This window comes from Streptomyces sp. NPDC043746, from assembly GCF_056436485.1.
Genome location: NZ_JBWKCM010000023.1, coordinates 47,059 through 65,851 on the forward strand (window position 1 = coordinate 47,059; position 18,793 = coordinate 65,851).

Consider the following 18,793-nt stretch of genomic DNA (forward strand, 5'->3'; position numbering starts at 1 on the left):
GTGGGAAGAAGTTGCGCGGGAATCCACCCCAACTTTCTCCACACCCAGGACAAAGCTGGGGCGAGGGCGGTCGGGGCAGGCGAGGGGGAGCGATCAGGGAAGTGCGCCGGGAGCGGTCAGGGACAGCGGATGACCTGCCCGGCGTACGAGAGGTTCCCACCGAAGCCGAAGAGCAGGACCGGCGCTCCGGCGGCGACCTCACCGCGCTCGACGAGCTTGGAGAGTGCCATCGGGATGGAGGCCGCGGAGGTGTTGCCGGAGTCGACCACGTCGCGCGCGATGACCGCGTTGACCGCGCCGATCTTCCGGGCCACCGGCTCGATGATCCGCAGATTGGCCTGGTGCAGGACGACGGCGGCCAGCTCCTCCGGGGCGACCCCCGCCCTCTCGCAGACCTGCCGGGCGATGGGGGGCAGCTGGGTGGTGGCCCAGCGGTAGACGGACTGCCCCTCCTGCGCGAAGCGCGGCGGCGTCCCCTCGATCCGTACGGCGTTGCCCATCTCCGGCACCGACCCCCACAACACCGGCCCGATCCCGGGGCCGCCGGGCGTGTCGGGGGCGGACGCGTCGGCGGTCACGACGGCGGCGCCCGCGCCGTCACCGAGCAGGACACAGGTGGAGCGGTCGGTCCAGTCCGCGATGTCAGCCATCTTGTCGGCGCCGATGACCAGCGCGCGGGTCGCCGCCCCGGCCCGGATGGTGTGGTCCGCCATGGCCAGGGCGTGGGTGAAGCCCGCGCAGACGACGTTGATGTCCAGCACGGCCGGTGACCCCATGGAGAGCCGGGCCGCGACCCGGGCCGCCATGTTCGGGGAGCGGTCGATCGCGGTGGAGGTGGCCACCAGGACCAGATCGATGTCGCAGGGCTGGAGGCCCGCCGAGGCCAGCGCCTTGGCTGCGGCATGCGCGGCCAGCTCGTCGACCGGCTCGTCGGGGCCGCCCACGTGCCGGGTCTTGATCCCTACCCGGCTCGTGATCCACTCGTCGCTCGTGTCGACCATGGCCGCCAGGTCGTCGTTGGTGAGCACCTTGGCGGGCTGGTAGTGGCCGAGCGCCACGACACGTGAGCCGGTCATACGGGTTCCCCTCGTTACGTAGGGCAGGAATCACCCAGTCTTGGTGGCTACCGCCCGGTACGGGGGCACGTGATCCCACAGGAATCCAGCCCGCGCGTTGGAGCATTGGCAACAGGCCCGCGCCCGTGGTGGGGCGCTTTCCCCCGTTACGGGAGAGGCGTGCCCCGGCCAGGGAGAGGTTCGCGTTCCGGCCACGGCGGGATTCCGGCCCGGTGCTGCGACAGGGTGGTGCGGGTGCAGGACAATGGCGGGGCCTGGCTTCGGCTCCACCCACGGCCGAAGCTCCGAGCACCGCATGGTCACCGACAGAATCGGATGCAGCCTCATGGGACGGGTCACCGAGCGCCGCCGCACCCTCCGTATCCGGGAGGGTGTCGTCTCCTCCCGCCCCGACACGCTCGTGGCGGAGGAGCCCCTGGAGATCCGGCTCAACGGGAAGCCGCTGGCCATCACCATGCGCACGCCCGGTGACGACTTCGCACTGGCCGCCGGTTTCCTGGTCAGCGAGGGCGTGATCGCCGACGGGGACGAGGTGCAGTCGATCGTCTACTGCGCCGGGGCGACCGCCGACGGGGTGAACACGTACAACGTGGTGGACGTGAAGCTGGCCCCCGGTGTCGTCGTGCCCGACATCACGCTGGAGCGGAACGTCTACACCACCTCCTCCTGCGGCCTGTGCGGCAAGGCCAGCCTGGACGCGGTCCGGACGAGCACCCGCCATCCGGTCGGTGACACCCCCCCGGTCCGCCTCACCCCCGAGCTGCTCGCCGCCCTACCGGACCGGCTGCGGACCGCGCAGAAGGTGTTCGACCGGACCGGGGGGCTGCACGCGGCGGCGCTCTTCTCCGAGACGGGCGAGCTGCTGGACGTACGGGAGGACGTGGGGCGTCACAACGCGGTCGACAAGCTGGTGGGGCGGGCCCTGACGGACGGACGGCTGCCGCTGTCGCGGGCGCTCCTGCTGGTCTCGGGGCGGGCCTCGTTCGAGCTGGCCCAGAAGGCGGTGATGGCCGGGATCCCGGTGCTCGCGGCGGTCTCGGCGCCGTCCTCGCTGGCCGTGGACCTGGCGGCGGAGAGCGGGCTGACGCTGGTGGGGTTCCTGCGGGGCGGGTCGATGAACGTGTACGCGGGTGAGCACCGGATCGCGCTGGAGGCGGAGGTCGGGCGGGGCTGAGGGCCCCCCGCCCCGGACTCCGCCTCCGGCGCCTCGGACTCGGGGACGCCCGCCTCTCAGCGGGCCGCGGTCGGTGCGGGCTCCCGGTGTGAAGGCCGCTCCGGGTCGCGCGAGCGGCGTTTGGCGATGACCGCGCAGACCATGAGCTGCATCTGGTGGAAGAGCATCAGCGGCAGTACGGCGAGGCTCGCGTGCGCCCCGAAGAGCACGCTCGCCATCGGCAGCCCCGCCGCCAGGCTCTTCTTCGACCCGGCGAACTGGATGGCGATCCGGTCCCCCCGGTCGAAGCCGAGCCGCCGTGCTCCGTACCAGGTCAGGGCGAGCATCACGGCGAGCAGGACCGCCTCGGCCGCGAGCAGGGCGCCGAGCCGGGCGGGGGTGATCCGGCTCCAGATGCCGGCGGCCGTGCCCTCGCTGAACGCGGTGTAGACGACCAGCAGGATCGAGCCACGGTCCACCAGCCCCAGCACCTTCTTGTGCCGGGCCAGGAAACCGCCGACGCAACGGCGCAGGAACTGCCCCGCGAGGAACGGCACGAGCAGCTGGACCGCGATCCTCAGCAGCGAGTCCGCCGAGAACCCGCCCCCCGTGGAGCCGAGGAGGAGCGCGGCGAGCAACGGGGTGAGGAAGATCCCGGTGAGGCTGGAGAAGGACCCGGCGCAGATCGCGGCGGGCACATTGCCCCGGGCGATCGAGGTGAAGGCGATCGAGGACTGGATCGTCGACGGTACGAGACAGAGGAAGAGGAAGCCCGCCTGGAGTTCGGGCGTCAGGACGTACGGCACCAGTCCCCTGCTCGCCAGCCCAAGCACCGGGAAGACCAGGAACGTGCAGGCCAGGACGGTGAGGTGGAGCCGCCAGTGCTTCAGCCCGTCGAGCACCTCGGCCGTGGAGAGCCGGGCCCCGTAGAGGAAGAAGAGCAGGGCGACCGCCCCCGTGGACGCCCCGCCCGCCACCTCGGCCGCGGTGCCGCGCGCGGGCAGCAGGGCGGCGAGGACGACCGTGCCGACCAGCGCCAGGATGTACACGTCGACCGGCAGCCAGGACGGCGGGGCAAGGGTGCGGCGGCGGCTCATGGGCTCCGGTTGCCTCTCTGCGACGCGTGGGCGGCTCGGGCCTCTTCGGCCCTGTCGGCTGCTGCGGCCTCTCGCGGACCATCGGCTGCTGCGGCCCCCTGGCGCGGTCCATCGGCTGCTGCGGCCTCTCGGGCTCGTCGGCGGCTGGGGGCCACCTGTTGCGCCCACCATCCTGCCCCGCACCGGGCGATCGGGAATCCCTCACACTGCTCTGACTGCCATCACGTAACGCGATAAGCAGGGTGGACGCCGTTAGCGTGGGGCCGTGGACACCTCGTACGACCCCACCCAGCTCCGTACCTTCCTCGCCGTCGCCCAGACCCTGAGCTTCACCCAGGCCGCCCGTCGGCTCGGGATCCGGCAGTCCACGGTCAGCCAGCATGTGCGGCGGCTGGAGGAGGCGGCCGGGCGGCAGCTCTTCGCCCGGGACACCCACCGGGTCGATCTGACCGAGGACGGCGAGGCCATGCTCGGTTTCGCGCGGACGATCCTGCGGGCGCACGAGCGCGCCGCCGCCTTCTTCGCGGGCACCCGGCTGCGCGGCCGGCTCCGCTTCGGGGCCTCCGAGGACTTCGTGCTGACCCGGCTGCCGGAGATCCTGGAGTCCTTCCGCCGCGACCACCCGGAAGTCGAACTGGAACTCACCGTGGAGCTGTCCGGAACCCTGCACCGGCAGTTGGAGGCGGGGCGGCTGGACCTGGTGCTGGCCAAGCGGAGGACCGGGGACAGCCATGGCGAGCTGGTGTGGCAGGACGCGCTGGACTGGATCGGCGCCCCGCACCTGCGGATCGACCCGGAACGGCCGGTGCCGCTCATCGTCTTCCCGCCGCCCGGCATCACCCGCGCCCGTGCCCTGGAGGTGCTGGAGGAGCACGGACGGTCCTGGCGGATCGCCTGCACGAGCACGAGCCTGAGCGCCCTGGTGGCGGCGGCACGGGCGGGACTCGGCGTGATGGTGCACTCGCGGGGACTGATCCCGCCGGGGCTCGCACCGGTTCCGGGCCGGGCGGGGCTGCCGGAGCCCGGCGGCGTGGACTTCGTCCTGCTCCACGGGGACCGGCGGGGCGCGGCCCAGGAGGCGGCGGACGCACTGGCCGGGGCGATCCTGGCGGGCGGGGACCGGCTGCACCGGGGGCTCGGCGGCCGGGAGTGACATCCGGGGCCGGGCCGGGTGGATCCGGTGGAGGTGCGAGGTCCTCGGGGCCCGGCCCGGTCGGGGCACGGGGCCTCGGGGCCCGGTCCGATCGAGTCGGAGGGGCCCCGGGGCCGGATCCCGTCGAGATGGGCGGGCGGTCCCGGGGGTGGATCGGGCAGGGAGTGCCGCCGGTCGTCGGATTCGGTGGAGATTTGGCCGCGAGCCGCTTACTCCGCCGTCAGAAGCGCGCCCGAGCCCTGCCCATCTGGCCGGATTTCGACGGTTGACCTCTGCGAATGCCACGTTTTACGCGGAGTTCGGCCACTCCCGCGGGGCCCCCGCTTGGGGTAGCGTCGCGGCGCTGTGCGGAGCGCCCGGAGGAGCAGGCCATTGCGTGAATTCACTGTCCCACCCCTGGCCGCGGCGCCTCTGGCAGGGGGTCTGGCCGATACGGTCTTCGACCACGCGGAGGACGATCCGCAGCGGGTCGCGTTCGGCCGCAAGGGCGCGGGCGGACGGTGGCGGGACGTGACGTCCCAGACGTTCCGCGACGAGGTGCTGGCCCTGGCCAAGGGGCTGATCGCCCAGGGGGTCCGGTTCGGCGACCGGGTCGCGCTCATGTCCCGTACCCGCTACGAGTGGACGCTGTTCGACTTCGCGCTCTGGTCGGTGGGCGCCCAGTCGGTGCCCGTCTACCCGACCTCCTCCGCCGAGCAGGTCTTCTGGATGCTGCACGACGCCGACGTGGTGGCGGTGATGGTCGAGCACGAGGACCACGCGATGACCGTGGGCTCGGTGATCGACCGGCTGCCGCGTCTGAAGCGGCTGTGGCAGCTGGACGCGGGCGCGGTGGACGAGCTGTCCGGCGCGGGCGCGACGGTCGACGACGAGGTGGTGCACCGGCACCGGCGGGCGGTGACGCCCGAGTCCGTGGCGACGGTGATCTACACCTCGGGCACGACGGGCCGCCCCAAGGGGTGCGTGATCACGCATGCGGGCTTGATGTTCGAGAGTGACACGATGGTCGCCCGCTGGGAGCCGGTGTTCCACTCCCGGCCCGGTGACGAGGCGGCCACGCTCCTCTTCCTCCCGCTGGCGCATGTCTTCGGCCGGATGGTGGAGGTCGCGGCGGTACGCGGCCGGGTCCGGCTCGGCCACCAGCCGGAGCTGTCGGCGAACGCGCTGATGCCGGACCTGATGACGTTCCGGCCCACCTTCGTCCTGGCGGTGCCGTACATCTTCGAGAAGATCTTCAACGGTGCCCGGCGCACGGCCGAGGCGGAGGGCAGGGCAGGGCCGTTCGACAAGGCCGTGGACATCGCGGTGAAGTACGCGGAGGCGCTGGAGCTGAAGGCGTTCGGCCTCGGTCCCGGCCCGTCCGCGGGGCTGCGGGTGCAGCACCAGTTCTTCGACAAGGTCGTGTACAAGAAGGTCCGCGACGCGATGGGCGGCCGGGTGCGGCACGCGATGTCGGGCGGATCGGGCATGAACCGCCGGCTCGGCCTGTTCTTCGCGGGCGCCGGGGTGGCCGTCTTCGAGGGGTACGGGCTGACCGAGTCGACCGCCGCCGCCACCGCCAATCCGCCCGAGCGCACCCGCTACGGCACGGTCGGGCAGCCCGTCCCCGGCACCTCGGTGCACATCGCGGACGACGGGGAGGTGTGGCTGCACGGCCCGAACATCTTCTCCGGCTACCTGAACAATCCGACGGCGACCCGGGCCACGCTCCAGGACGGCTGGCTGGCCACCGGGGACCTGGGTTCCCTGGACGAGGACGGCTATCTCACGATCACCGGGCGGAAGAAGGAGATCCTGGTGACGTCCGGCGGCAAGAGCGTGTCCCCGGCCGGCCTGGAGGAGCGCGTACGGGCCCACCCCCTGATCGCCCAGTGCATCGTCGTCGGCAACGACCGCCCGTACATCGCGGCCCTCGTCACCCTCGACCAGGAGTCCGTGGACCACTGGCTCGCCATGCAGGGCCGCGGCGCGCTGCCGCCCGCCGACCTGGTGCGCGACCCGGACCTGGAGATGGAGGTCCGCCGGGCGGTGGTGGCCGCCAACACGACGGTGTCGCAGGCCGAGTCCATCCGTACGTTCCGGATCCTGGCCCACCCGTTCACCGAGGAGCTGGGGCTGCTGACCCCCTCGCTGAAGCTGAAGCGCAAGGCGATCGAGACGGCGTACGCGGTCGAGGTGGACGCGCTCTACCACTGACCGCCGGGTCGACGCGCTCCACCACGGACGGTGCCCGCCACCAGCGATGCCCGGTCATTCCGGATCATGGAAGGGGAATGCCTCGGCGCACCCGCTCGTTGTCGTACGGAGTACGACAACCGACGACGTTAGGATCGACCGCTCGTGAGCCAGGTCCCTTCCCTCACCCTCAACAACGGCCTCGACATGCCGCAGCTCGGTTTCGGCGTCTGGCAGGTGCCGGACGACGAGGCGGCGAAGGCGGTCGCGAAGGCCATCGAGTCCGGGTACCGGTCCATCGACACCGCCGCCGTCTACGAGAACGAGACGGGCACCGGCAAGGCCGTCGCCGCCTCCGGTGTCGCCCGTGACGAGCTGTTCATCACCACGAAGCTGTGGAACAGCGATCAGGGCTACGACAGCACGCTGCGCGCCTTCGACGCCTCGCTCGACAAGCTCGGCCTGGACTACGTCGACCTGTATCTGATCCACTGGCCGGTCCCGGCCAAGGACGCCTACACCGACACCTACCGCGCGTTCGAGAAGATCTACGCCGACGGTCGCGCCAAGGCCATCGGTGTGTCGAACTTCCCGCCCGAGCACCTGAGGCGGCTGCTGGACGAGACCTCCGTGGTCCCCGCCCTCAACCAGATCGAGCTGCACCCGCAGTTCCAGCAGGCCGAGGCGCGCGCCTTCCACGCCGAGCACTCCATCGCCACCGAGGCCTGGTCGCCGCTGGGCCAGGGCAAGGGCCTCCTGGAGGTGCCGACGGTCGTCGCCATCGCCCGGAAGCACGGCCGGACGCCGGCCCAGGTCGTCCTGCGCTGGCATCTGCAGACCGGCAACATCGTGATCCCGAAGTCCGTGACCCCGTCGCGGATCGAGGAGAACATCGACGTGTTCGGATTCGAGCTGGACGCCGACGACCTCGCCGCCTTCGCGGCGCTGGACGAGGGCAAGCGCCTCGGCCCGGACCCGGCGGAGTTCAACCTCGACGCCTGAGCACCAGGCACCCCCGGCGCTCCCACCCTCGCGGTGGTGGGGGCGCCGTCGCCGGTCCACAGCCCCACGTCCTCGGAGTGAGCAGAGCATGAGCAGTGATCCGGCGCCCGTCGTCGAGGCGGGCACGTACCGCCTGCGCAATGTCGGCAGCGGCCTGGTGCTGGAGGTGTACGGCGCGGCCAAGGGCAGCGGTGCCCGGGTGCAGCAGGGCCGGGAGGAGGACGGGACCGCGGCCCACCAGCGGTGGCGGCTCTCCCCGGTCCACGAGGGCGCGTCCCTCTACCACCTGGTCAACGCGCACAGCGGCAAGCGGCTGGACGTCGCGAACGCCGACACGGCGAACGGTGTCCGCATCCAGCAGTGGAAGGCCAACAACTTCGGCGCCCAGGAGTGGCTGATCGAGCAGCATCCCCAGGCTCCGGGGACGGTGACGCTGGTGAGCTTCATCAGCGGGCTCGTCATGGAGGTCGCGGACGGTTCGTCCGAGGAGGGCGGGACGATCCAGCAGTGGGAGGACACCGACTCCCCCTTCCAGTGGTGGCGGCTGGAGCCGGTGCCGACGCCCTGACGGAGGCCTGGGCCGGGTCGTCCCTCAGTCCTCCCGGCGGCCGAGGTGGACCGTACGGGCGGTGAGCAGGTAGACGTCCGGCCGCTGGTGGACACCGGCCGGGTCCTCCGGGTCCAGCAGCCGTTCCAGGACGGCACGGTCCTCGGGGTCGAGGAGTTCACCGAAGACCTCGTACTCCCGGCTCAGCTTGGTGATCACATGCTCGCGGGCGGGCGCGGAGAGCGGGGCCGGGAGGTCCAGCAGGAAGCTGCGGGTGCCCTGCGGGGTCAGCCCGACCGCCTCGATCAGGGCCCTCCAGTCCTCCGTCTCCCGCCTGCTGTCCGGGAGTTCGGTCCGCATCCGGTCGAACCGGGCGGCGGAGGCCACGTCCAGCCGGGCCTCCAGGCCGGGCCGCCCGATGCCGATGTCCCGGGGCAGCCGCCGGGTGGGCAGTCCGCCCTCCAGGAGAGCCACAGTCCCGCCGGGGCGCAGGAGTTCGGCGAACTGGGCGAGGGCGGCGCGCTGGTCGCCCATGTGGTGCAGGGAGTTACCGGCCCAGACGAGGTCGGCCGCGCCCAACCGGTCGGCGTCCTGCGGGAGTTCGGCCTTCATCGTACGGACCCGGTCGCTGATGCCGAGCCGCCGGGCGCGGTCCTCGGTCCGCTCCAGCAGGGCGGGCGCGGGGTCCACGGCGACGACCTCGGCCTCGGGGAAGACCTCGGCCAGCAGACAGGTGACGACACCGGGGCCGCTGCCGATGTCCAGCACCCGGCGCACCCGGGGCGCGGTCGGCAGAGCGGCGATCCAGCGGGCGGCCTCCTCGTACGGGCCGCTGTTCAGCTCGGCCTCCTGCTCCAGCATCGGCCCCATGACGCCCCAGTCGAACTCCGTACCGGCGCCTGCGGCGCTCGATCCGTGCGGGTGAGCGTGGGAGTGGCTGGGGCCGTGGCTGTGGGAACGGGTTCGGGCGTGCGGGTCCTGGTGGCCGTCTCCGGCGTGGCTGCTGCTCATGGCGCCACCTTCGCCGGAGGTCAGCGTCCGGGCAAGTTCTGTTGCCGCTCCGGCAAGTCGCCGCGGTGCTCCTGCGGGCTCAGTCCCCCCGGGCGCCCTCCGAGCGCCGCCCCGAACGCGAACGGGGCGCCGTAGCCGACCTTCCCGTCCGCACGAGGTCCCGCACAGCGTCCCGGGCGACGCCGCGCACGACGTCGCGCACCGCTGAACTGGAGCGGAGCCCTTCGACCCCTACGGGTCGGAGGATACATCGGCGGTACAGCGCGGAAACATTGCTCCAACAGAAGAGTGGCCGACATATTGCTAGGGCGGGCCGGTGGCCATAACTTGCCATTATGGAGCTGGAGTTGCGCCATCTGAGAACCGTCCGAGCCATCGCCGACACCGGCAGCCTGACCAAGGCCGCCGCCACACTGGGCCTCGCCCAGCCCGCTCTCAGCGCCCAGCTGCGGAGGATCGAGAAGGCCCTCGGCGGCGCGCTCTTCGAGCGTGACCACACGGGCGCGCGCGCCACGCCGCTCGGTGAACTGGTGCTGGAGCGGGCCCGGGTGGTGCTGCCCGCGGTGAGCGAACTCCAGGCGGAGGCGGTGCGGTTCGCCAATGCCACCGGGCCGCTGGAGCGCTTCCGGCTCGGCGGGACCCACGGCCCGCTGCTCGGCGGCCTGGTCGACCGGATCGCCACCGCGAACCCGGCCGCGCCGGTCTCGACGTACACCTCGTGGTCGGTGGACGAGATCGCCGCCCTGACCATCGACGGGCGCCTCGACTTCGCGCTGATCGGCACGTGCGGCGAGAGCCCGCCGCCCCTGGCCGAACGGCTGGTCTGGGAGGTGGTGGGGGTGGACCCGGTCTTCGTGATGCTGCCGGACGACCACCCGCTGGCCGGGGAGAAGGAGCTGGAACTCGCCGCGCTGGCGGACCAGTGCTGGGCGGACGTTCCCGGGGACGGCTGTTTCGCCGACTGTTTCGCCACGGCCTGCGCCCGGGCGGGCTTCACCCCGGTATCGGTCTACGAGACGGACACCTCCTCCGTCGTCCATCTGGTGCAGGTCGGGCGGGCGATCGGGCTCTGCCGGGCCACCTTCCCGCCGGTCCCCGGCCTCGTGACCCGGCCGCTCGCCGGTGCGCCGCTCAGCTGGCGCCATCTGCTGGGCTGGCACCCGCACTCCCCCGCCGCGGACGCCGCCGCGGCCGCGGTGGCGGGGCAGACCAGGACGGCGTACGCGGAAGCCGTGTCACGCAGCCCCGGCTACGCGCAGTGGCTGGGGGAGAACCCGCGCTTCGGGCTGGTCAGCTGAGGGCCGGGACGCGGGGTACGCGCAGCCGGAGCCGCACCCGTACGCGTGCGCGTCGCGGCTCCGACGTGCGGGTCACTTCGCGCCGTGGGCCGGCGCGGCGGCCTCCACCCGCGTGGCCAGCTCCAGGTCCTTCTCCGTGACCGCGCCGCCCGCGTCGTGCGTATGGACGGAGAGAGCCACGGTGTTGTAGCCGAGCGTCAGATCGGAGTGGTGGTTCAGTTCCTCCTGGATCCCCGCGATGTGCATGGTCAGCGCGGCGGCGGCGACGTGCGAGGGCAGCCGGTAGGACCGGGTGATCCGGTGGCCCTCCCGCGCCCAGCCGGGCAGCGCCTCCAGCCGGTGTTCGATCTCGGTCCTCGACAGCGGTTCGGCGGACATGGAGCGGCTCCCACGAGTCTCGGATGTCGGTGTACGACCGGTCGTCCGACGTTACGGTCTTCTCATGACCACTGTCTCCCCCGACACGGGCGTGGGGCCACTGCTGCGCGGCTGGCGGGAGCTGCGGCGGATCAGCCAGCTGGATCTGGCGCTGCGCGCGGACTCCTCGGCCCGCCACATCTCCTTCATCGAGACGGGCCGCTCCCGCCCGAGCGAGGAGATGATCCTGCGGCTGGCCGAGCACCTGGACATCCCCGTACGGGAACGCAACGCCCTCCTGGTGGTCGCCGGATACGCGCCCCGCTATCCGCAGACCCCGCTCGACAACCCCGCGATGGCATCGGTGAGGGACGGGCTGGAGCGGCTGCTCGCGGGGTACGAGCCGTATCCGGCGCTCGTCGTCGACGGCACGTACGACGTGGTGGCGGCCAACCGGGGCATCGCGCTGCTCATGGAAGGAATCGCCGAGGAGCTGCTCGTCCCGCCGCTCAACGCCATGCGGATCACCCTCCACCCGGCGGGGCTCGCGCCGCGCATCCTGAATCTGCCGGAGTGGCGGGCGGATCTGCTGGCGCAGATGGAACGGCAGATCGCGCTCGTACGGTCGCCCGAACTGCGCATGCTGTACGAGGAGGTGTCCGCCTACCCGGTGCAGGACCGGGGAGCCGGAGATGGGGGCAAGGGCGGCGTGGGGACCGGGATCGAGGAGCGGGGCCGGGGGCGTACGCCGTCGTTCGCCCTGCCCCTGGTGATCGGGCACGAGGGCCGGGTGCTGTCGTTCATCGCCTCGATCGCCACGTTCAACACGCCCATGGACGTGACCGTGGCGGAGCTGGCCATCGAGACGTTCCTGCCCGCCGACCGGGAGACCGCGGCCTATCTGCGCGAGCGGCTCCCGTAAGGGCTGTCCCGCACTCCCTGGTGGATCAGCGCGCGGCATCAGATGCGGTGCATCGCACGGCGGAGAGACGTCCGCATACAGGACGTATTCGGGCATTCCGCCCCTGCGGTGAGGCGCCGTGGCTGTCTTCGGGCGCCCGCCAGGGATTGCGGGACAGTAGCCGTGGGCGTCGGCCGTAGGCCCCTGCCGTGGCCGTCACGGCAGGGGCCTACGGGGTCGAGCAGAAGTGCACGGGGTCAGACGCGGGCCCCGTTGTCCACCGGTTCGCGTCGGGGTGTGCGGGCGCGCCCCGACCGGGAGGACTTCCCCGGCGTGGGCGGCGGTGCGCTGGTGGTGCGCTCCAGGACGAGCGCGACCGGTACGGCGGTGAAGACCGACGACCAGGAACCCACCACGACCCCGATGAGCAGGGCGAGCGCGAAGTCCGTCAGCGTGTCGCCGCCCAGCACCGCGAGGGCGATCAGGATGAAGAGCGCGCCCATCCCGGTGTTGACCGTACGCGGAACGGTCTGGAGGACCGCCCTGCGCGCAACCGTGGCCAGGGGTGTCTTGCGGTTGCGCCCCCACAGCTCCCGCACCCGGTCGAAGACCACCACCGAGTCGTTGACCGAGTAGCCGATGACGGTGAGCAGGGCGGCCAGGAAGACACCGTCCACGGGCCGCCCCAGCCAGGCGAAGGCCCCCACCAGGATGATCACGTCCTGCACCATCCCGGCCACCGACCCCACGGCGAACGTCCAGCGGAACCGGACCGCCAGATAGGCCAGCTGCACGAGCACGGCGACGCCCAGGGCGATCAACGCGTTGCGCCGCAGCTCGTCACCGAGGCTCGGGCCGATCAGCTCGTCCCGGATCTTCGTCGTCTCACCGCCCTCGGTGGCCAGCGCCTCCCGCAGGGCGTGCTCGCCGTCGTTGTCGAGCTTTCCGCTGCGTACGGAGATGTCGCCGTCGCCCGCCGTGGTGATCTCGGCGTCCCCGAAGCCCGCGGCGGCGAGCGTGGAACGGGCCGTCTCGACGTCGACCGGCCGGCTGGTGGAGTACTCCACCAGCCGGCCCCCGGTGAACTCGACCCCCAGGTCGATCCCGCGCACCACGATCCCCGCCACCGCGACGGCGACCAGGGCGGTGGAGACGACGAGCCAGCGGACCGGCCTGCGGAAGAGCTGCGGATCCTTGCGGGTGAGCCAGGTCCGTACGCTGCCGGGGCTCGCGACGCCGTTGACGCCCCGGTAGTCGCTGACGAAACGGGAGCCCGCCGCGATCTCGGTGAGCGCGCGGGCGATGACCAGCGCGGAGAACATCGAGGCGAGCACACCGATGGCGAGGGTGACACCGAAGCCCTTGACCGGGCCCGAGCCCAGGAAGAACAGCAGCCCTGCGGCGAGGAGCGTGGTGATGTTCGAGTCGGCCACGGCGCTGAACGCCTTCTGGAAGCCGGTGGTCAGCGCAGAGCGCAGAGAACGTGTCGGCTGGGCCTGACACTCCTCTCTGGCCCGTTCGAAGACCAGGACGTTCGCGTCGACCGCCATCCCGATGGCCAGGACGAACCCGGCGAGGCCGGGGAGCGTGAGTGTGACGCCGAGGCCGACGAGTGCGGCGTACGAGATCACTCCGTACGCGGCGAGGGCGACGGCGGCCAGGGCGCCGAAGAGGCGGTAGACGAAGATGATGAAGAGCGCGGTGGCGGCGGCGCCGATGAGCGCCGCCTGGGTGCTGGCGTCGATGGCCTGGGCGCCGAGCGTCGGGCCGACCGTCCGCTGTTCGATGATCTCGACGGGCACGGGCAGGGCGCCGCCCTTGATCAGCAGGGCCAGGTCACGGGCCTCCTTGGCGCTGAAGGAGCCGGTGATCTGGGTGCCGCCGGACGGCAGTCCGGCCTGGCAGCCGACCGAGGGGTCGACCTGGGGCGAGGAGATGACCTTCTCGTCGAGGACGATCGCGACGCGTCGGCGCTCGTCCCCGGCGGGGTGGCAGGCGGCCTCACCGGTCAGCTTCGTCCAGTCCTTGCCCGCGTCCTTGTGGAAGTCGAGCTTCACCGTCCAGCCCGCCGCCTGCTGCGCCTCGAAGTAGGCGGTGGCGTCCTTGACGCCCGCGCCGGAGAGCCGGGAGGGGCCGAGGTCGAGCTGTGCGCCCTGTTCGTCGGGGAGGGTCAGCCGCTTCTCCCCGGTCTCGGGCTTGGCGGCGGGGTCGGTGCCGGGGGGCGCGGCGCCGAGGACCGCGTGGAAGCTGAGCTGGGCGGTGCGGCCGATGACCGCGGCGGCCTGGCGCGGGTCCTGGACGTCGGGCAGTTCGACGATGATGCGGTCCTCGCCGGAGCGGGTGAGGACGGGTTCGGCGACCCCGAGGGAGTCGATGCGCTGGCGCAGGACCTCCAGGGTTCGGTCCGTGGTCTCCCGGTCCGCCTGGACGGTGGCGGAGTCCTTGGCCTGGAGCACCATACGGGTGCCGCCCTGGAGATCCAGGCCGAGTCTGGGTGACATGGTCAGCGAGATGAAGACGGCGACGAGCAGCACGGCGGCAGCCAGGACCGCTCGCACCGTGGTGGCGCGAGTCATGGAGATCCTCCGGTGGGGCGTCGGCCGCCCTCACCTCAGCGAGGACGCGACGCCGGATCGGCAGAACAGCGGGACGGGTGGCCGGTACCGGCCGAACAGCTGGACCGGTGACCGGTCGGGGAACCGGCGGTCGTGCTGTCCGGAGGACCCCGCACACCGGGCTGGGCGCCCCGGCGGCCGGAGGGTGTGGCGGAGGCGGCCACCGTGGACCGCGTCGTACGGCCGTACGGCAGGATCGGGCCGGCCGGGGAGGGCAGGAGCCCTTCGTACGAGGGTGGCGGCGCGTGGCCCGTGAGGTGGGCGCGGCCGATCCCGGCCCGGGGGTCCCGTGTGGTCGGCTCGCCGGCGGCCAGTGACCGCTCATGGAGGGTCTGGGCCTGAGGATGGTGCTTCTGGGACTGAGGCTGCGGGTGCTTCGGGGTCTGGGGCCGGGCGGGGCCGGTCCGGACGGTGGGGTGCTGGTGGCCGCGGGCGTTGCGGCCCCCGGGGCCGGGGACGCTCGGGGCCGTCCGCGTACGCCGGAGATCGTGGTGCGGGCCACCGGGGTGGGCGGTGCGGTCGGTCCGCGGGGCGGGCGCCGGGACACTCGGTGTGTACGCGACCGCCGACGCGAGGCTGCCCAGGGCGCCGACGGGCAGCGCGGCCCCGGCAGCGGGGGCGCCGCCGACCAGGGTGAGCACGGCGAGGACCAGCGCGGCCAGCACCCGTCGGGTCGCCTGCACCGGGCCCGGCGGCACCGGGAGCGCGTTCCCCCGGGGCGTCCCCGGGTGCGGGGTCACCTCGCCGGGCCGGGCAGGAGGGCGGCGGGCGTCGCCCCGTGGCGGAGCACGGAGCTAAGGATCTGTCCGGCGCCCCGGACGACGGTGGTGGACGGGTCGTCCGCCAGCCGCACCGGCGTGCCCAGGCACCGGGCGATCCGGTCGGTGACCTCGGGGCGCAGCGCCCCGCCGCCGGCGAGCACCGGGCCCTTGCGCAGGGCACCACGGATCGCGCCGTGCCGGTCCTGGCGCCACATGGACTGCACCATGTCCAGGACCGTACCGACCAGGGTGGCGGGCAGCGTCGCCGGGTCCAGGTCGCTGAGCCCGGTCTCGGCCTGCCGGGCGTCCGCCATCCTGCCGCCGACGAGGAGCGTCACCTCGGTCAGCTCGGCGCCCATGTCGACGACGAGCAGCGGACCGGCGTCGCGCGGCCCGGCGTACGCGGCGGCGGCCCGGGCGCTGCTGAGGACCAGGACGCGGGTGGGCCCGAGCCCGGCGAGCAGTTCGCGCGCGGCGTCGCGGTGGACGGCTCCGGCGAGGACGGGGTGGCTGAGGACGATCACGCTGTCCGTCCGGTCGGGCCCCAGGGCGGCGTCCGCGAGTCGGCCGAGGAGCCGCCCGCACGAGTCGGGGTCGACGATGCGTCCGCGGCGGACCGGCCGCTCTCCGTCCCCGTCGGGGCCGCTGCCGAGGAGCGGGTCCGCGACCAGGCCGTGGCCGGGCACCCAGGCACGGGTGCGGGAGCTGCCGAGGTCCAGGGCGAGTCCCCGGGCCGCCACGGTCCTGCCGCCGAGCCGGCGGTGTCCGTGGCACACCCGGGGCGCCCCGGGCTCACGCCCGGCCCCGGACCTCCCGACCGCGCTCCCGTCACGAAGCGGTCCGGAACGTCCTCCGAACGGCCGGGGCCTCTCATCGAGGGGCCCGGCATCCCCGAGCGGCCCAGGATCGGGCCCGGGTCCGAGCCCATGTCCGGCCCCGGGTCGCTCACCGCTCGGCCCAGGACCGCCGAGCGGCCTGCGATCCCCGAGCGGTCCGGCCTCCTCGGCGAACCGGCCGGGTGCGGCGCCGAGCGGGCCGCGCGCCTCGCCGGGCCACCCCGGCCGGGGGACGGCACGGCCGCGTCGCTGTCCGTCGTACGGAGAACGCATCGCCCCTCACCCCCGGCCGGCCGTCCCCAGCCGCCCACGCACCCATCGGCCCGCTGACAGCGAGGCACGACCAAGCCCTCACTATGCAATACCGGGTGAGGGAAAGCCACTTCCTCCCCGGTGCGCAGGCACTCCCGGCCTGCTCAGACGTCGACGCCGCCCTCCATGGACCCGACCACCTCCCTGACCTGCGTAGTCGGCACGGCCCGCACCGGCAGGGCCCGCACGACCTCCGCGCCCCCGGCGCCCCGCCCGGCCCCGGCCCCGGTCTCGGCCACCACGCCGTCGGCCCCGGCCGACGCCTCGGCCACGGCGTCCTCGGCCGCCTCCACAGCAACCTCCGCCACCGCAACGGCCCCCGCCCTCTCGCCGGTCTCCCCGGGCGCCACCGTCTCCGTGACCGCCGCGCCCTCCTCCGCCAGGAAGTCCGCCAGCAGCTCCGCGAACTCCTCCGGCCCCGCGATCCGGATGCCCAGCTCCGCCGCCTTGTTCCGCTTCGACCCGGCCTTCTCCCCCGCGACCAGCAGACTGGTGCGCGCGGAGACACTGGAGGACGCCTTCCCGCCTGCCCGCTCGATCAGCTCGTTCATCTGATTGCGCGACAGCTTCTCCAGTGCCCCGGTCATGGCCCCCGTGACCACCACCTTCATCCCCGCCAACGGCAGCTCCGCACCGGCCCCCGCGCCCTGCTGCTCCTCCGTGCCGGGCTCCGGCGGCGGGGTGGCCCCCGGCTCCGACATCGTCACCCCGGCCCGGACGAGCTTCTCGATCAGCGGGGCCAGCTCCGCCAGCTCCTCGACGACCGCAGCGGCCTTCTCCTTGCCGATGCCGTCCACTCTCTGGAGGGACTCGGCGTCGGCGGCGACGATGTGGTCCATGGTCGCGAAGTACCGTGCGATCCGGCGGGACATGGAGCGCCCCGTCCCCCGGACGCCAAGGGCGCAGAAGACCCGGGAGAGCGGGCGGGAGCGGGCGGACTCGATGGCGGCGAGGAGATTGTCGGTGGAGGTCTCCCCCATCCGGTCCAGGGCGAGGAGTTGCTCCCGCTCCAGGGTGAACAGGTCGGCGAAGTCCGTGACCAGGCCTGCCTCTACGAGCTGGACGACCCTGGTCGACCCCAGCCCCTCGATGTCCAGCTGGTCGCGGCCCGCCGCGTACGAGACGGAAGCGACGAGGCGGCAGTGGCGGCCCCGGGTACAGCGCCAGCGCTGCTCGCTCGTGTCGATCTCGGAGCCGCACTGCGGGCAGCTCTCCGGGAATTCGATCGGTGTCTCGTCCCCGGTGCGCAGATGGGCGACGGGGGCCTCGACGCGCGGGATAATGTCGCCCGCCTTGTAGACCATGACCTGGTCGCCCAGGCGCAGATCGCGGCGGGTGATGTCGGCCGGGTTGTGCAGGGTGGCGTACCCGACGGTCGATCCGTCGATCTCGACGGGCTCCAGGACCGCGCGCGGCGCGATGATGCCGGTGCGGCCCACGTTCCACTCGACGGAGAGGAGGCGGGTGATCTTCTCCACGGCGGGCAGCTTGTGGGCGATGGCCCAGCGCGGCGCCCGGGTGCCGGAACCGGCCTCGCGCTGGTCGGCCGCGAGGTCCGCCTTGATCACGACGCCGTCGATACCGAACGGCAGCGCGGCCCGGAGGGCGGCTATCTCCTCCACCCGCGCCCGCACCTCCTCCACGGTGGACACCCGGACCGGCGCCGCCTGCGTGGCCGCGGCCGTGTGCACGCCGAGCCCCGCGACGTACGCGAGGAGTTCGCTGTGGGGCAGCTCGGTGAGGGTCTCGGCGATCTCGCCCGAATCGGCGAGCGGCAGGGCGCCGTAGGCGAAGAACGTCGTCTCCACGCGGTAGGCCCGGTCCTTGGCGCGCAGGGTGCCCGCCGCCCCGTTGCGCGGGTTGGCGAAGGGGGCGCCGCCGTGCTCCGTACGGATCGCGTTGCCCTGCTCGAACTGCTCGTCGGTCATGAGGATCTCGCCGCGCACCTCCAGCGTGACCGGTGCGTCCAGCCGCTCGGGCAGGCCGACGACCGCGGCCGCCGCATGCGTGACGTCCTCGCCGGCCGTGCCGTCGCCCCGGGTGATCAACTGCTCCAGGCGGCCGGCCCGATAGCGGGCGGCGACCGCGAGGCCGTCGAGCTTCGGCTCCACGCTCCAGGCCGCGACCGGTCTGCCGATGCGCCGCTCCAGCGAGGCGGTCCAGCTCACGAACTGCTCGGCCGAGAACACGTTGTCCAGGGAGAGCATCGGCGCCGTGTGCGGAACGTCCCCGACAGCGGCCCCGCCCGCCACCTTCCCGGTCGGTGATGACTCGTGTATCTCACCAGGGTGCTCCGCCTCGTATGCGGCGATCCCCCGCGCCAGCCGGTCGTAGGCGTCGTCGTCGAGGGTGCTCTCGCCCGTGGCGTAGTACGCGGCGGCGGCCCGGGAGGCCTCTTCGACCGCGGCGGCATAGGCGGCGGCATCGGCGAGCACAGCGGCTGAGTTCGTCATGGTGACCATCCTGCCGCCCACCACTGACAACACCCCGGCAGCGCCT

The 18,793-nt window shown here is 73.0% G+C and carries 15 protein-coding genes; 7 read left to right on the forward strand and 8 right to left on the reverse strand.

The window, feature by feature from the left end; all coding sequences use genetic code 11:
- Positions 1–116: 116 nt before the first annotated feature.
- On the reverse strand, positions 117–1,076 hold the full coding sequence (locus AC0682_RS23095) for a beta-ketoacyl-ACP synthase III (RefSeq protein ID WP_478534909.1): 960 nt from the start codon (positions 1,074–1,076) through the stop codon (positions 117–119).
- A 325-nt stretch (positions 1,077–1,401) separates the two neighbouring features.
- Here AC0682_RS23095 and fdhD point away from each other — a divergent pair, with 325 nt between their 5' ends.
- On the forward strand, positions 1,402–2,250 hold the full coding sequence (gene fdhD / locus AC0682_RS23100; protein WP_478534910.1) for a formate dehydrogenase accessory sulfurtransferase FdhD: 849 nt from the start codon (positions 1,402–1,404) through the stop codon (positions 2,248–2,250).
- A 56-nt stretch (positions 2,251–2,306) separates the two neighbouring features.
- Here fdhD and AC0682_RS23105 read toward each other — a convergent pair whose 3' ends face one another.
- Complete coding sequence (locus tag AC0682_RS23105) at positions 2,307–3,326, reverse strand: bile acid:sodium symporter family protein (RefSeq protein WP_478534911.1); 1,020 nt, start codon at positions 3,324–3,326, stop codon at positions 2,307–2,309.
- Between the two features lie 265 nt (positions 3,327–3,591).
- Between AC0682_RS23105 and AC0682_RS23110 the strand changes: the two genes are divergently transcribed.
- From AC0682_RS23110 to AC0682_RS23125, 4 genes are all read left to right on the forward strand, one after another.
- A complete protein-coding gene (locus AC0682_RS23110; RefSeq protein ID WP_478534912.1) occupies positions 3,592–4,479 on the forward strand; it encodes a LysR substrate-binding domain-containing protein in 888 nt (295 codons plus the stop codon).
- A gap of 396 nt (positions 4,480–4,875) precedes the next feature.
- Entirely contained in the window at positions 4,876–6,675 is a 1,800-nt protein-coding gene (locus AC0682_RS23115) for an AMP-dependent synthetase/ligase (RefSeq protein WP_478534963.1), read from the forward strand.
- Positions 6,676–6,819: 144 nt separating this feature from the next.
- Positions 6,820–7,656 carry an aldo/keto reductase gene (locus AC0682_RS23120; protein ID WP_478534913.1) on the forward strand — a complete coding sequence of 279 codons (837 nt, stop codon included), beginning with the start codon at positions 6,820–6,822 and terminating at the stop codon, positions 7,654–7,656.
- Positions 7,657–7,744: 88 nt separating this feature from the next.
- On the forward strand, positions 7,745–8,224 hold the full coding sequence (locus AC0682_RS23125) for an RICIN domain-containing protein (RefSeq protein WP_478534914.1): 480 nt from the start codon (positions 7,745–7,747) through the stop codon (positions 8,222–8,224).
- Positions 8,225–8,248: 24 nt separating this feature from the next.
- Here AC0682_RS23125 and AC0682_RS23130 read toward each other — a convergent pair whose 3' ends face one another.
- Complete coding sequence (locus tag AC0682_RS23130; protein WP_478534915.1) at positions 8,249–9,214, reverse strand: class I SAM-dependent methyltransferase; 966 nt, start codon at positions 9,212–9,214, stop codon at positions 8,249–8,251.
- A gap of 335 nt (positions 9,215–9,549) precedes the next feature.
- On the opposite strand from AC0682_RS23130, the gene AC0682_RS23135 reads away from it, so the two are divergent.
- On the forward strand, positions 9,550–10,512 hold the full coding sequence (locus AC0682_RS23135; RefSeq protein ID WP_478534916.1) for a LysR family transcriptional regulator: 963 nt from the start codon (positions 9,550–9,552) through the stop codon (positions 10,510–10,512).
- 72 nt (positions 10,513–10,584) lie between these two features.
- Here the strand turns inward: AC0682_RS23135 and AC0682_RS23140 are convergent, their stop codons facing one another.
- Complete coding sequence (locus tag AC0682_RS23140) at positions 10,585–10,890, reverse strand: 4a-hydroxytetrahydrobiopterin dehydratase (protein ID WP_478534917.1); 306 nt, start codon at positions 10,888–10,890, stop codon at positions 10,585–10,587.
- 64 nt (positions 10,891–10,954) lie between these two features.
- On the opposite strand from AC0682_RS23140, the gene AC0682_RS23145 reads away from it, so the two are divergent.
- The gene (locus AC0682_RS23145; protein ID WP_478534918.1) at positions 10,955–11,791 is read left to right on the forward strand and encodes a helix-turn-helix domain-containing protein; all 837 of its coding nucleotides are present in this window, start codon (positions 10,955–10,957) and stop codon (positions 11,789–11,791) included.
- 236 nt (positions 11,792–12,027) lie between these two features.
- Here AC0682_RS23145 and secD read toward each other — a convergent pair whose 3' ends face one another.
- From secD to ligA, 4 genes are all read right to left on the reverse strand, one after another.
- Entirely contained in the window at positions 12,028–14,346 is a 2,319-nt protein-coding gene (secD, locus tag AC0682_RS23150; protein ID WP_478534919.1) for a protein translocase subunit SecD, read from the reverse strand.
- A gap of 35 nt (positions 14,347–14,381) precedes the next feature.
- The gene (locus AC0682_RS23155; protein WP_478534920.1) at positions 14,382–15,068 is read right to left on the reverse strand and encodes a hypothetical protein; all 687 of its coding nucleotides are present in this window, start codon (positions 15,066–15,068) and stop codon (positions 14,382–14,384) included.
- Positions 15,069–15,121: 53 nt separating this feature from the next.
- Complete coding sequence (locus tag AC0682_RS23160) at positions 15,122–15,832, reverse strand: rod shape-determining protein (RefSeq protein ID WP_478534964.1); 711 nt, start codon at positions 15,830–15,832, stop codon at positions 15,122–15,124.
- Between the two features lie 566 nt (positions 15,833–16,398).
- Entirely contained in the window at positions 16,399–18,747 is a 2,349-nt protein-coding gene (gene ligA, locus AC0682_RS23165; protein ID WP_478534921.1) for an NAD-dependent DNA ligase LigA, read from the reverse strand.
- Between the last annotated feature and the right edge of the window lie 46 nt (positions 18,748–18,793).